The sequence below is a fragment of the Pseudomonas sp. A0308 genome, assembly GCF_044218815.1.
Taxonomy (GTDB): Bacteria; Pseudomonadota; Gammaproteobacteria; order Pseudomonadales; family Pseudomonadaceae; genus Aquipseudomonas; species Aquipseudomonas iridis.
The window spans coordinates 3,677,041-3,690,085 of record NZ_CP162581.1 but is presented as its reverse complement, the minus strand read 5'-3'; the positions used below and the strand labels follow the sequence as shown (position 1 = coordinate 3,690,085).

Annotated in this window: 14 protein-coding genes; 6 read left to right on the top strand and 8 right to left on the bottom strand. The window is 60.0% G+C overall.

The features are described 5' to 3' along the window. Window positions 1-202: 202 nt before the first annotated feature. Genes AB4P92_RS17000 through AB4P92_RS16985 form a run of 4 tightly spaced genes read left to right on the top strand, consistent with a single transcriptional unit; the run spans window position 203 to window position 3,358 of the window. Window positions 203-1,597 (top strand): COG3014 family protein, encoded by a 1,395-nt coding sequence (locus AB4P92_RS17000; RefSeq protein WP_395597908.1) that lies wholly within the window; start codon window positions 203-205, stop codon window positions 1,595-1,597. Window positions 1,598-1,612: 15 nt separating this feature from the next. Beyond that, the gene (locus AB4P92_RS16995; protein ID WP_042561692.1) at window positions 1,613-1,987 is read left to right on the top strand and encodes a YcfL family protein; all 375 of its coding nucleotides are present in this window, start codon (window positions 1,613-1,615) and stop codon (window positions 1,985-1,987) included. A gap of 36 nt (window positions 1,988-2,023) precedes the next feature. Then, the gene (lpoB, locus tag AB4P92_RS16990; protein ID WP_007911129.1) at window positions 2,024-2,611 is read left to right on the top strand and encodes a penicillin-binding protein activator LpoB; all 588 of its coding nucleotides are present in this window, start codon (window positions 2,024-2,026) and stop codon (window positions 2,609-2,611) included. A gap of 3 nt (window positions 2,612-2,614) precedes the next feature. Next, window positions 2,615-3,358 (top strand): penicillin-binding protein activator LpoB, encoded by a 744-nt coding sequence (locus AB4P92_RS16985; protein WP_200612576.1) that lies wholly within the window; start codon window positions 2,615-2,617, stop codon window positions 3,356-3,358. A gap of 109 nt (window positions 3,359-3,467) precedes the next feature. Here the strand turns inward: AB4P92_RS16985 and AB4P92_RS16980 are convergent, their stop codons facing one another. The 3 genes from AB4P92_RS16980 to AB4P92_RS16970 all read right to left on the bottom strand — a co-directional run bounded on the left by AB4P92_RS16980 (window position 3,468) and on the right by AB4P92_RS16970 (window position 6,717). Beyond that, window positions 3,468-4,100, bottom strand: coding sequence for a LysE family transporter (locus AB4P92_RS16980; protein ID WP_042561694.1), 633 nt, complete (start codon window positions 4,098-4,100; stop codon window positions 3,468-3,470). A 125-nt stretch (window positions 4,101-4,225) separates the two neighbouring features. Continuing rightward, window positions 4,226-4,807: a mechanosensitive ion channel family protein gene (locus tag AB4P92_RS16975; protein ID WP_042561695.1), complete on the bottom strand. Its 582-nt coding sequence runs from the start codon at window positions 4,805-4,807 to the stop codon at window positions 4,226-4,228. After that, window positions 4,807-6,717, bottom strand: a complete 1,911-nt coding sequence (locus AB4P92_RS16970; protein WP_042561696.1) for an ATP-binding cassette domain-containing protein — start codon at window positions 6,715-6,717, stop codon at window positions 4,807-4,809. The genes AB4P92_RS16975 and AB4P92_RS16970 overlap by 1 nt, the downstream gene beginning before the upstream one ends. Before the next feature lie 50 nt (window positions 6,718-6,767). Here AB4P92_RS16970 and AB4P92_RS16965 point away from each other — a divergent pair, with 50 nt between their 5' ends. Then, window positions 6,768-7,229: a TIGR02444 family protein gene (locus AB4P92_RS16965; protein ID WP_395597907.1), complete on the top strand. Its 462-nt coding sequence runs from the start codon at window positions 6,768-6,770 to the stop codon at window positions 7,227-7,229. On the opposite strand, the gene AB4P92_RS16960 is transcribed toward AB4P92_RS16965, so the two are convergent. Continuing rightward, window positions 7,226-8,329: an AlgP family protein gene (locus AB4P92_RS16960; protein WP_395597906.1), complete on the bottom strand. Its 1,104-nt coding sequence runs from the start codon at window positions 8,327-8,329 to the stop codon at window positions 7,226-7,228. The two genes, AB4P92_RS16965 and AB4P92_RS16960, sit on opposite strands and share 4 nt — an antisense overlap. A gap of 192 nt (window positions 8,330-8,521) precedes the next feature. On the opposite strand from AB4P92_RS16960, the gene AB4P92_RS16955 reads away from it, so the two are divergent. Beyond that, on the top strand, window positions 8,522-9,187 hold the full coding sequence (locus AB4P92_RS16955; protein WP_115146613.1) for an FKBP-type peptidyl-prolyl cis-trans isomerase: 666 nt from the start codon (window positions 8,522-8,524) through the stop codon (window positions 9,185-9,187). A 57-nt stretch (window positions 9,188-9,244) separates the two neighbouring features. Here the strand turns inward: AB4P92_RS16955 and AB4P92_RS16950 are convergent, their stop codons facing one another. The 4 genes from AB4P92_RS16950 to AB4P92_RS16935 form a co-directional block, all read right to left on the bottom strand. Next, the gene (locus tag AB4P92_RS16950; RefSeq protein ID WP_042561701.1) at window positions 9,245-9,703 is read right to left on the bottom strand and encodes an Rsd/AlgQ family anti-sigma factor; all 459 of its coding nucleotides are present in this window, start codon (window positions 9,701-9,703) and stop codon (window positions 9,245-9,247) included. Between the two features lie 183 nt (window positions 9,704-9,886). Continuing rightward, complete coding sequence (locus AB4P92_RS16945) at window positions 9,887-10,438, bottom strand: disulfide bond formation protein B (protein ID WP_042561702.1); 552 nt, start codon at window positions 10,436-10,438, stop codon at window positions 9,887-9,889. Between the two features lie 218 nt (window positions 10,439-10,656). Next, window positions 10,657-11,895 (bottom strand): heme biosynthesis protein HemY, encoded by a 1,239-nt coding sequence (locus tag AB4P92_RS16940; RefSeq protein ID WP_042561703.1) that lies wholly within the window; start codon window positions 11,893-11,895, stop codon window positions 10,657-10,659. Beyond that, on the bottom strand, window positions 11,892-13,034 hold the full coding sequence (locus AB4P92_RS16935; RefSeq protein ID WP_395597905.1) for a uroporphyrinogen-III C-methyltransferase: 1,143 nt from the start codon (window positions 13,032-13,034) through the stop codon (window positions 11,892-11,894). Before AB4P92_RS16935 ends, AB4P92_RS16940 begins: the two co-directional genes overlap by 4 nt. Window positions 13,035-13,045 lie beyond the last annotated feature (11 nt).

Sequence of the window (13,045 nt, the reverse complement as noted above, 5' to 3'; positions counted from 1 at the left end):
TGGCACATAACTAACTCGCGCTATTAAAAAGCTATTACATAGCCACCACCGGACGCCTATAATGCCGCGCCCTCGCTATGGCGAAGCGGCATAAAAGCTCCTCTGGTTATGAGGAATTGGCAGGAGGCCAGTGCCACTGTCGATCGGTCCCACCAGCCCGACCCGCACACGAGGCTGTCGTTACTCATGGAAGAAGTACCCCATGGCATTCCGCGCCCCTACTCTGATCGCCCTCAGCGCCGTCACTCTGCTGTCCGGCTGTTCGGCGTTTCGCAACTACGATTCCGAACTGGCACAGACTAACCAGCAACTGGCTTCCGGCAATGTCGACGCCGCGCTGACCCTGCTGGAAAAGAACAACACCAGCCCCGACAAAGACCTGCTCTATTACTTCGAGAAAGGTGAGTTGCTGCGCGCCAAGGGCGATCTGTCCGGCAGCCAGAATGCCTGGACCAGCGCTGATAAGGTCGTCGGCCAGTGGGAAGATTCGGTCAAGCTCGATACCGGCAAATACCTCGCCCAGTTCGGCAGCTTCGTGGTCAACGACAAGGTCCGCCGCTACGAAGGCTACGACTATGAAAAAGTCATGCTGACCACACAGATGGCCCTGAACCTGCTGGCGGTCAACGACTTCGACGGCGCTCGCACTGCGATCAAGAAGACCCACGAACGTGAAGCGGTGATCGCCGACCTGCGCGACAAGGAATACCTCAAAAGCGAGGAAGAGGCCGAGAAAGAAGGGATCAAGACTCAGTACAAGGATCTGCAAGGCTACCCGGTCGCCAGCCTCGACGCACCGGAAGTGGTCAGTCTGAAAAACAGCTACCAGAGTGCGTTCAGCCATTATCTGGCCGGTTTCGTTTACGAAGCGCTGGGTGAAAAAGACCTGGCTGCGCCGGGCTACCGCAAGGCTGTCGAACTGCGCCCGAACACGCCGCTGCTGGAACAGGCACTGGTCAATCTCGACAAGCCGAGCAAGAGCGATGACAGCGACATCCTGATCGTGGTGCAAAGCGGTCTGGCGCCGGCACGCGATTCGATCCGCGTGCCACTGCCATTGCCGATCTCCAACAACGTGGTGATCACACCGCTGTCGTTCCCGATCATCAAAGCAGATACCTCTACCGCGCCGTTCGCGCAGATCGGTGTCGATGGCCAGCAAGTCAACCTGACTGCACTCAACAGCACCACCGCCATGTCCCGTCGTGCCCTACGTGATGACATGCCCGGCATCATCCTGCGCACCACCGTGCGCGCAATCACCAAAGGTGTCGCGCAGAAGCAGATCAACGAAACCAACCCACTGGCCGGTCTGGCAGTAGGTATTTCTTCAGCCGTGCTCGAAGGTGCCGATACCCGTACGTGGCGCACCCTGCCGGACAACACCCAAGTGGTGCGTCTGCGCTTGAAGAAAGGTGAGCACCAAGTCACTCTGCCGAGCGCCCTGGGCGGGTCGGTGGTCAAGGTCACCGTCGATCAGCGTTATCAGGTGATCAGTCTGCGCGCCGTAGGCAATCAGGTGTTCGCTGGCGGTCTCGCCGCCCACGTGATCCCGAGCGCCAGTGCGACCAACGTCGCCAGCCTCAAACAACCTTAAGAACGGAGTCTTTGCATGCGCTTCAAACTCATCGCCGTCGCCGCCCTCGCCTTGCTGGCCAGCGGCTGCGCCACCCCGCCACCTCCAGAGCCGGGCAGCGCCGCGAGCAAAGTCGTGGCCATGGGCCCGCAGAAACACATCGTGGTCGGCGCCATGCGCGTCGCCCGCGAAAACGGCTTCATGACCGTCAACGTGCAGTTGAGCAACACCCTCAACAGCAACAAGATTTTCTACTACCGCTTCGCCTGGCTCGGCGCGGAAGGTTTCCCGGTTGCTGAAGAAGAAGTCTGGAAAAGCCAAATGATGTACGGCGCCCAGACCAGCTTCATTCAGGCGATCGCCCCAACGCCTAAAGCCGTGGACTTCCGTCTGGAAATCAAGACGCCTTAAGCCCGCCACCCTATTCCTGTTTTAGAGAGCACTGACATGTTTGTACGCTTTTCCTGCATCGCCGTTATCGCCCTGCTGGCCTCCGGTTGCGCCAACACCTCGCCGACCCTGGGCAGCAAGAACATCAGCTACGGCGACACCAAGGCTGTTGAAACCGTCACCAACGAATTCGGTTCGACCGACCTGCAGATGATCGCCGAGTCGATGACCCGCTCGCTGGCCCAGTCCGGCATTCTGCAGGGTCGTCCGGTGGTTCAGGTCTACGACGTGAAGAACAAGACCAGCGAGTACATCGATACCCGCGAAATCACCACCAGCATCAAGACCCAGCTGATGAAGACCGGCGTTGCCCGCTTCGCCAGCGACAACAACGCGATGCAGAGCCAGGTTGACCAGCTCAAGCTGCAAAACCAGAGCGGTCTGTACAAGAAGAGCACCGTGGCCAAGACCGGCAACATGGTGGCTGCCAAGTACCGCATCGAAGGCTCGATCAGCTCCATCGTCAAGCGCAGCAGCGATTACAAAGACGTCTTCTACAAATTCAGCCTGCAATTGATCGACGTTGAAAGCGGTCTGGCCGAGTGGATGGACGAAAAAGAGATCCGCAAAACCACGGAGCGTTAATCGATGCGCACATGGATTGGCATGATGGCCCTGGCTTGCGCGTTTGGCGCGCAAGCGGCCCCGAAAGTCGCGGTGACGGATCTGGCGTATCAGGAGCGTGTGGAGCAATACATCCACATCGTTTCGGCGCAGAGCAATTATCGTGAGGGTTACTACAGTTCCAGTGGTTCTTCGAGCTATAACGAGATCGAAGCCACCACCAGCTACATCGAGCAAACCGAGCTGCGCAAGTTCACCGGCGACATCAAGGGTGAAATCCTGCGTACCGGCATGTTCCAGCTGGTGCAGGGCACGCCGTACACCGCGTCGTCCAAGGGTGACATTTACGACGTGATCAAGCGGATCAAGGCCGGCAACTTCAAGGGTGCCGACTATGTGCTGTTCGGCACTGTGTCCGATATCGACTTCACAGAGGACATGAACGAGCTGGCGCACACCGACAGCTATTCGGCAGTACTGGGCTTGACGTTGGTGGCGGATTTCAGCCTGATCAACACCAAGACCTTCGAAATCACTTCGGCCTTCACGGCGATGGGTGAAGCGCAGGACACCAAACTGGTGAACGGCCGCGACATCAAGATCTCGCTGAATCGCCCACGGGTGGTGCGCGAGGTGTCGAAGGCGCTGGGTGAAGACGTGGCCGGGCAACTGAGCCAACAGCTCGGTGGCGGTGGTTACGAGCAGCCGCGCGAGGCGCAGCAGCGCAACAATCTGCCGCGCGATACGGCGCCGGTGATTTTGCGCTGATCCATGGGATGACCTGTGGCGAGAGGATTTACCCCTCGCCGCAAGTCAGTGCCAGGCAGAGCAATAAAAAAGGCGACCTCTTGGGGTCGCCTTTTTTGTGTCTTGCGGTTTAGACCGCCGCTTTGCGCAACGTCGCCATGAACGCTGCGGCGCCAATGAACAAGCCGGCAAACGTGCGGTTCATGCGCTTTTGCTGCTTGGGCGTGCGCAACAGCCGCAAGACCTTGGACGCCAGACCGGTGTAGCCGGCCATGACAATCAGGTCGACAAACACCATCGTCGCGCCGATCACCAGATACTGGATGAGCAGCGGCGCGTGGGGATTGATGAACTGCGGAAGCACCGCCAGCATGAACACCAGTGCTTTGGGGTTGCTCATGTTGACCAGGAAACCACGGAAGACCAGAACCAACGGCTTGCCAATCGGGCGAATGGCCGCGTCATCACTCATGTCGCTGGGCAGCGCGCGCCATTGCTTGATCCCCAGGTAGACGAGATAGGCGACGCCGAACCATTTGATTGCATAGAAGGCGGTAGCGGAAGCCGCGAGGATCGCGCCGACACCGGCGCCGACAATCGCGATTTGCAGGGCCAGCCCCAATTGCAACCCCAGCGCGTTCCAGTAACCACGCCAGAAACCGTATTGCAGACCACTGGACATTGATGCGATAGCACCCGCACCGGGCGTAATACTGATCAACCAGCAGGCGGCAAAGAATGCCAGCCATGTTTCAAGCTCCATCGCACACCTCGACTTTGACTCGTGACAGACGTCTAAGCTAATGCGACTTGGCGCCGCTGACTATCGATTTTTTGTAGGAAAAGGAGACTACAGAAAACCCAAAACAAAGGATCCTGCTTTAAACGCTACTTCTCGAATCCGCTCGAAGGAAACACATCAGTCCCCCGCCAACGTCGCACCGAACGCTGGAAGAACAAGCTGTTTGGCACCTGCACCATCGCGCTACCGGTGCCCAACTCCTCAGCCTCGATTAACGTGGTGTACAGCAGATTGATCGCCACCACCCGGCCTTTGACCCCAGGCTTGTCGGTGGTGTCGACCAGTTCGACCACATCGCCCAACCGAAACGGGCCAACGGTGAAAATCAGAATCGCGCAGAGCAGGTTCGACAGCACGCTCCACATGGCGAAAAACGCCACCGCCGCCACTGCAACGAAACCCGACAACGCCGTCCACAGCACGGTGGCCGACACGCCGAGGCGTTGCAGAACAAAGATCACTGCACTGCCCATGATCAGCCAGCGCAACACGCCACGCAGTGGCATCAGCAGTTGCGGCGGAAACGGATAGCGTTCGCCCAGACGGGTCAGACATTTGGCCACGAAGCGCTGGGCCAGGTAACCGGCCAGCAGGATGAGCAGAATCTGCACGCCGAGCCAGATCGGCTCGACCCACATCGCCGGCAGCGGCAGCTTGAACGCGTCCATCAGGACAGCGCCTCCAGCTCCGCCTGCATGCTTTCCAGCGTCTCCAGCGCTTCCATCCACGCCTCTTCCAGCTCGCCTTCGCGCACTTTCAATTTCGCTTGCTCGGCCAGCAGATCACGCAATTCGTTCTTGCGCGCCGGCTCGTAGATGTCGCTGTCGCCGAGGCTGGCGTCAACCTTGGCCAGTTTCTCGTGGAGCTTGCCCAATTCGGCTTCGAGCTTGTCGGCCTCGCGCTTGTGCGGCGCCAGTTGCTGACGCAACGCAGCCGCAGCCTGACGCTGGGCTTTCTTGTCAGTCTTGTCCGGGTTCACCGGGGTGTTACTGACTGGCGCATTGCGCTGACGGTATTCCACCAGCCAACGGGCATAGTCTTCGAGATCGCCATCGAACTCTTCAACCTTGCCATCGGCCACCAGGTAGAAGTTGTCGGTGGTGCTCTTGAGCAAGTGCCGATCGTGAGACACCACCAGCACCGCGCCGCTGAATTCCTGCAGCGCCATGGTCAGCGCCAGGCGCATTTCCAGGTCGAGGTGGTTGGTCGGTTCATCGAGCAGCAACAGGTTCGGCCGCTCCCAGGCGATCAGCGCCAGGGCCAGACGCGCCTTCTCGCCACCGGAGAAATTCAGTACAGGCTCATCGAGCCGCGCACCACGGAAGTCGAAACCGCCGAGGAAGTCGCGCAACGCCTGCTCACGCTCAGTGGGCGCCAGACGCTGCAAGTGCAGCAACGGGCTGGCCTTGGCGTCCAGCGAGTCGAGTTGATGCTGGGCGAAGTAACCGACCACGGTGTTCTCGCCACGGGTCAGGCGCCCGGACAGCGGTTCGAGCTCGCCGGCGAGGTTCTTGATCAGTGTCGATTTACCCGCGCCGTTAGGGCCGAGCAAACCGATCCGCGCGCCGGGGGTCAGTTGCAACTTGACCTTCTCAAGCACGGCTCGGTCGCCGTAGCCCAGGTTCGCATCGGACAGATCGATCAGCGTGCTGGAGATCTTGGTCGACTCGCGGAACACGAAGTCGAACGGCGAATCAACGTGGGCCGCCGACAGCTCTTCCATGCGTTCCAGTGCCTTGATACGGCTTTGTGCCTGACGGGCCTTGGTCGCTTGCGCCTTGAAGCGGGCGATGTAGCTTTCCATGTGCGCACGCTGCGCCTGCTGCTTCTCGTAGGCCTGTTGCTGCTGGGCCAGACGTTCGGCACGGGCACGTTCGAACGCGGTGTAGCCGCCGCGATACAGGGTGATCTTGCGCTGATCCACATGGGCCACATGATCGACGACTTCGTCGAGGAAATCGCGGTCGTGGGAAATCAGCAGCAAGGTGCCGGCGTAACTTTTCAGCCAGTCCTCGAGCCAGATGATGGCGTCGAGGTCCAGGTGGTTGGTCGGTTCGTCGAGCAGCAACAGATCCGACGGGCACATCAATGCCTGCGCCAGATTCAGACGCATCCGCCAGCCACCGGAGAAATCTCCGACCTGTCGATCCATCTGTTCGTTGGTGAAGCCCAGACCGGCCAGCAACTTGCGGGCGCGGGCGTCGGCGGTGTAGCCGTCGGCGCTGTCGAGTTCGACATGCAGACGCGCCAGGGCAACGCCGTCGTGCGCCTCTTCGGCCACGGCGAGGTCACGTTGCACCTCGCGTAGACGCAGGTCGCCATCGAGCACATAGTCGACTGCCAGGCGCTCGAGCGTGTCGACCTCCTGACGCATGTGCGCGATCCGCCAGTCGGCCGGCAGCAGGCAATCGCCCGAGTCCGGGTGCAATTCGCCACGCAGCAAGGCAAACAGGCTGGATTTGCCGGCGCCGTTGGCACCGATGAGGCCAGCTTTGTGGCCGGCGTGCAGGGTCAGCTCGGCGTCTTCTAGCAGACGTTGCGGGCCACGCTGTAAAGTCAGGTTCTGAAGTCGGATCATAATGGCGGCGGAGTCTACCAGCTTCGCTCACAACTAGCGCGAGTAGCACGATGTCCTCTGACCTGTGGAGCTTTTCCCTTGCCACCTACGCCCGTCCGGGCGTGGAAGACGCTTGTCTGCAACTGCAAACGGAGGGGGTCAATGTGTGCCTGTTGCTGTGCGGTATTTGGCTGGAGCAACGCGGCGCGAGCTGTGATGAACAGCGTGCGGGACAGCTTCAGGCGCTGACCGGGCCTTGGGATATCGAGGTTGTGCAGCCGCTGCGAACCCTGCGCATGCAATGGAAAGCGCGGGCTTTGGATGATGGAGTGTTGAAAGGCATGCGCGAACAAGTCAAAGCGCTGGAGCTGGAAGCCGAGCGTACGTTGCTGTCGCGGCTGGAGGGCATTGCTCAGGTGTGGGGGCGCAGCGGAGCTGGGTCAATCGGCTGGCTGGAGGCGCTGGCTGGCTCGGCGGCCAACCTGAACCGCGACGCGCTGCAAGTGCTGCGCGTCGCGGCAATCAGCACTTAGGAAGCGCTGGTCGGGTTGCTGCTGGTGCTCGACGCAGCGGCTGGCGATGGCGCAGTCGAAGTGGTCGAGGCAGTGGCGGCGGCAGGTGCAGTTGGCGTAGCTGGTGTGGCTGGCTTGGCAGCTGGAGCAATCGCCGGTTTGGCGGCTGGCTTGGCGGCCACTGGTTTTTTTGCGGCAGGTTTTGCGGCCGGCTTGGCAGCAGTTTTAGCAGCGGCAGTTGCCGGCTTAGTGGCGGTAGCTGGTTTCGCGGCTGGCTTGGCTGCCGGTTTGGCGGCGGCTTTCACTGCTGGTTTAGCAGCTGGCTTGGCTGCCGGTTTCGCGGCAACTTTAGCCGCTGGTGTTGCTGCTGGTTTAGCAGCAACAGGTTTGGCGGCAGACTTGGCTGCAGGTTTTGCTGCGGCAGTTCTAGCGGCAGGCTTTACGGCAGTCCGGGCAGCCGGTTTTGCCGCTGCGGTTTTCGCTGGAGCAGCTTTGGTCGCGGCTGGTTTGGCAGCAGCAGTTCTGCGCGCGGCCGGTTTCGCTGCGGTCGTCGAAGCTGGTTTTTTCGCCGCAGGTTTTGCAGCGGTTTTTGCCGCAGCTTTTACCGGGGCTTTTACCGGGGCTTTTGCAGCCGGTTTTGCGGCAGTCGTTTTAGCCGGAGCTTTGGCAACAGCGGGTTTGGCTGCGGCTTTCTTCGCCGGTGCCGATGCAGGCTTGGCCGCACGGGAAGTCAACACCTTGCCCACGGCTTCTTGCACACGGCCCACACCCTGGGCCAGTTTCAGGCTTTCCTGGGCATCGCGCTTGAGTTGCAGAATGTAGCTGCGGGTATCGGACTGGCGATCCTTCAAGGCATCAAGCAGCTCTTCCAGTTCTTTGACTGCGCCTTTGGCTTTGGTCTGCGCCTTGGCTTTGCCGGCGGCAGCTGCGTCCTGCAATTTGGTGCGGGATTTGTGCAGTTTTTCTTGCGCCTTGCCGCGTTGCTTTTCGAGTTTGGCGAGCAGTTTTTCAGCATCAGCCAAGGCTTGCGAGCAAGCGTTTTCCAAATGCTCGAGCAAGCTGCCCGAGAGTTGTTGGAGTAAGTGCAACGGAGTATTTACAGGCTTCTTGGTGGCCGACATGGTTTACCTCCTGGCTGACGTGAGTGCGGCTCATACTAGACCTCTGCTGCTACCGCCGCTAGGTCATCTTGACAGTATCAATAGCCTTGGGTTGCACCGAGTTGAAAATGTTCTGCCCGCAGTCAAAAGCAGTTCACCGTTGCAGACGTTCGCGCTGGCATAATCCACCGCATCTCAGGACGGAGAGTGCCCATGTCGCGCTACCTTTTTTTATCCCTCTGCATGGTTTTTTCCAGCGCCCACGCCGACGAAAAAACCACCACGAACGACGCTCATGATCTTGCCTACAGCCTGGGTGCAAGCCTCGGTGAACGGTTGCGTCAGGAAGTCCCGCAACTGCAGATTCAGGCACTGATTGATGGCTTGCAGCAGGCTTATCAAGGCAAGCCGCTGGCCCTGAGCGAAGCGCGGATCGAACAGATTCTGGCCGATCACGAATCGCAAAATGCCGAACACAACGCGCAGCCTTCGAGCGATGCCGCGATGGAAAACGAACAACGGTTCCTCACTGCGGAAAAAGCCAAACCGGGAGTAAAGGAACTGGCTGACGGCATCCTGCTTACCGAGCTTGCACCTGGCACGGGCACCAAGGCCGGACCCGATGGAAAAGTGCAGGTGCTGTATATCGGTCGCTTGCCGGACGGCACCGTGTTCGATCAGAACAGTCAGCCGCAATGGTTCAACCTCGACAGTGTGATTGCCGGTTGGCGCACCGCCCTGCAAAACATGCCGGTGGGGGCGAAATGGCGACTGGTGATTCCATCGGATCAGGCTTACGGCGCCGATGGCGCCGGGGACTTGATCGCGCCCTTCACACCGCTGGTATTTGAAGTCGAATTGCGCGGCGCCACGAGTTGATCAGGCATAAAAAAACGGTGCGCTTGAGGCGCACCGTTTTTTATTGAGCAAAACCGATCAGGCCTGAACTGAATCTTCTTCCTTGTGCGCCGTATGCAGCACTTCAATCAGGCAGTCTTCCAGTTCGAAGCGCTCGTGAAGCAGGCCGCCGAGCTCTTTGAATTTCTCGACAACGCACTTGCCTTCATCGCAAAGGTCGTTGAACGCGAGTAGCTTTTCGGTGATGACATCGATGCGCGGGTAGATCGTCTCGGCGAGTTCCAGACCGCGCTTGTCGTTGAACGCCTTGGCTTCGCCCGTCAGCTGTTCATAAATTTCGAAGTGCCCCGCCGATACGTAATCAACCAGCACGCCGCAGAATTCCTGCAAGGGCTTGCGGCTCTCCGACAGCGTCTGAGGCTCCGCGCCGAGATTATCGTAGGCATCGATCAGCTCCTTGCGCTCCTGGAGCCAGCGGTCGATCAGCAGATGAACTCCACCCCAACGTTCCTGAGCATTCTGACAACTTTCGAGCATGGCGATCTCTCTTCCCTTGTGGGTCATGCTGCTCTACACCCGTGTCCCGCTTTAGGTTTTAGCATGGGGGACAGTCGGGCAGAGTGTCATCGAGCAACATAAATCCAATGACACGTGCGGGCCAGATTATGCCCGCACGCCTATGGCTTCAAGGTACGCAGGAGATAATGTTCATACAAGTGTTTAATCCCGCAGCAGCTCCCGGTGCGACGCTTCGTCGCTGAGCGGCCGTTGCAGAGCACTCCAGACCAATCGCAATAATTGATATACAGCAAGAATTGACACCGCGACAAAGAACAACAGGCTCCACTCCGGGATCGTCAGGTCAAACAACGTCCAGGAGATTTCCGCGCAGTCATTGCCGCCTTTAAACAGTTTTTGCAAGGCGCAAATCCACGACATGGCGCTGAACAGCGCCTCGGAACTCGGCGCACACTGGATCGATTGCAGCACCGGATCACTTTGGATCAATACCTGCCGCCAGGCCGCCGTGGTGCCACCCAGACTCGCGCCCAGCGCAGACAACCAGTAAAGCCACAGGCCGACACGCTTGGGGCCATGCACCGCCGCCAGACCACAGCAAACACACAGCAACGTGAGGAACAGCCGCTGCACCAGGCACAAGCTGCACGGCGTCAGACCCACCGCGTATTCGAGATAATAGGAAGCTCCCAGAGCAAAGGCACTCGCAGTGAAAGCCATGAAGAACAAGGAGCGTGAGCAGGCCAACGACATGGCTTTTCCGTAACAGTAGAGACAGATGGTTACGGTAGAGGAAAGCGTGTCAGCCTTTCAAGGCAAGGCCCTGCCGACAGTTCACCAGAGGTGTAGGGAAAACCCGACAGCTTCGAGAGGATTCGACGTAGCCCGTTGTAGGACTTTGCCCTAAAGGCTGACTGAAGGTAAATTTTCGCTCTGCAAAGGTGTGCGAGGGAGTTACCTCCCTCGCCACTTCAGACGCGAGCCAGGGCCGGCAGTGGCGCGGCCAGCAGGCGTTCATCCAGCAGACCGAGGCCTTCCTGGAACAGCTGATTGCTTCGCTCGGTATCGCCAAGCTGTGCGAGCAAACGCGCCAGTTCCGCACAGGCTTCCGGATTGCGCTGCACACGCAGGCTGCTTTCCAGATAATCCCGGGCCTTGCCCCACAGACTCGATTGCAGGCACAGACGGCCCAGGGTCAGCAGCAGGCTCGGATCGTTCGGGTGATCCTTGAGCCAACCTTCGGCAGTTTGCAACTGACGCGCCGGATCACTCCCGCGCACCAGACCATAAAGACGCGCCAGATGACTGTCGTACTTGCGCTTGAGGGCCGTGCGCAGCACTTCTTCCGCCTCGACCTGAGCGCCCAGCTGACGCAGCTGTTCGGCATAAGCCAGCACCAGTGGCGGCTCCTGGCGTTGCGCCGAGGTCAGCTGTTGCCATGCACGAGTCAGCGACTGCAAACCAACCGAGCCGTCCTCTTCGCGCTGCGCGGCCAGCGACAGGTTTTCACCCCAGGCGCGACGCTCAAGCTCAGCCAGTTCGGCGGGCGGCAGGACTTTATCCTTGCGCAGCTCCGGCAGCAGGCGAATCACCGCCGACCATTCGCCGCGCTGCTGGTACAAGCGCTGCAACTGACGCAGCGTCTGCACGTTATGAGGATGACGCTCGTGCATCGCCTGCAATGTCACCAATGCGCCGTCGGTGTCGCCACGGTCGGTCTGCAACTGTGCGTGGCTCAAGGCAATTGCCAGCTCTGCCTGAGGCTGGCGCTCCAGCGCACGCTCAAGCAGACGATCGGATTCCTCGTAATGGCCCTGCTCGTTCGCCGCACGGGCAGCGCCGAGGTAGTACAGCAGCGGTTGGCGCTCGGCTTCAGCGGCCCGATACAAATGACGCTGGGCACTGGCCCAACGACCTTCGGCCAGATCCAGCTGGCCGTGCTCGATCGCTACTTGCACCCGACGGCTGCGGTTGCGCCGCGACCATGGATTGACCACGCCGCTGGACGCCATCACCAATTCGATCAGAGCCTTGATGCCCCAGACCAGCAGCCACAAGACTGCGATCAGCGCCAAAGTCGCCCACAGGCTCGACTCGTAACGGAACGATTTGTAAGCGACCAACACGTAACCGGAATGCTCGGCAATCGCCAGGCCCAGCGCCGCAGCCGCTGCGATCACCAGAAACACGATCACATAGAGGCGCTTCATGGCGTGGCCTCCTGCGCGGTGTCGGCGGCAGGTTTGGCAAACGGTTTCACCGATTCTTCGGCGTTGACGTTACGCCGCTCGAGGTAGCCTTGCACTGCACTCAGGGTGCCGGTCAGATCCGGTGTCTTGACCGCGACCGGTTCCTTGCTCAGCTCACCGACCTGTTCCAGCATCACTTTGCTTTGTGGATTGTCCGGGTTGAAGTTGCCCTTGAGCACGTCGCGCGCCTCGGCCAGTGTCTGGGTGTAAACCGCCGCCTGACCATTGAGGGCTGCCCATTGCGCCTGCTCCAGCGCAAGGCTCAGGGCCAGACGCACCTGGCTCAGACTTTGTCCGGCCAACAGTGGCTTCACATTCTTGTCTGCATTGAAATCGATACGGATGTAGTGCGAAATCTGATCCCACCACTGCGCCCAGCGACTGGCGCCGTCACCCTCGGCGGTCAAGCCGAGCAGCGACTCGCCACGATCCTTGTATTCCGGCGCCAATTCGGTGAGGTCGATGACCTGATCACGCAGGGCCCCCAACCGCAGGAACAAACCCGTGCGATCCGGCTGCTCGGTGCTGCGCAGCGCAACCAGGGTTTTGGCCACTTGCTCGCGGGCGGCAAAGGAGCCGGGATCATTCTGTTCGCGGAGGATTTCGTCAGCACCCTGCACCAGTGCCTGGGCGCTGCTGATGTCCTGCAACGCGGAAAGGCGCAAGCTGGCCAGACGCAGCAAGTGCTCGGCCTCGGCCAGACGCCAGTCCTTGCGGCTGGCGCCGAGGACGGTTTCCAGACGTTGATTGAGGCGCTGCTGATCACCCTGAAGCTGCGCCACCAGACGCTGGCGTTCGGCGAGCTCTTCGGCCCCCGGCAACTGCGCGAGACGTTCGGTCAGACGCTGCTCGTTGAGCTTCAGGGTCTGCGCCTGATCATTCAACGCCTGCACCTGACCCGATTGTTGCTGAGTGTTGGTTTGCAGGTGTCGCACCTGCCAGACTCCCCAGCCACCAATCGCGACCCCGGCTGCACCGAGCAACAGGGCGACGATGGCCAGGCCATTGCCTCGGCGCGGCTCTGGGGCCGGCGGTGGAGTTTCAACTTGTGCATCAATCACAGGTTGGACGTCATCTTTTGGCAAGGCTGTTTCGCTCACGTATCCATCCT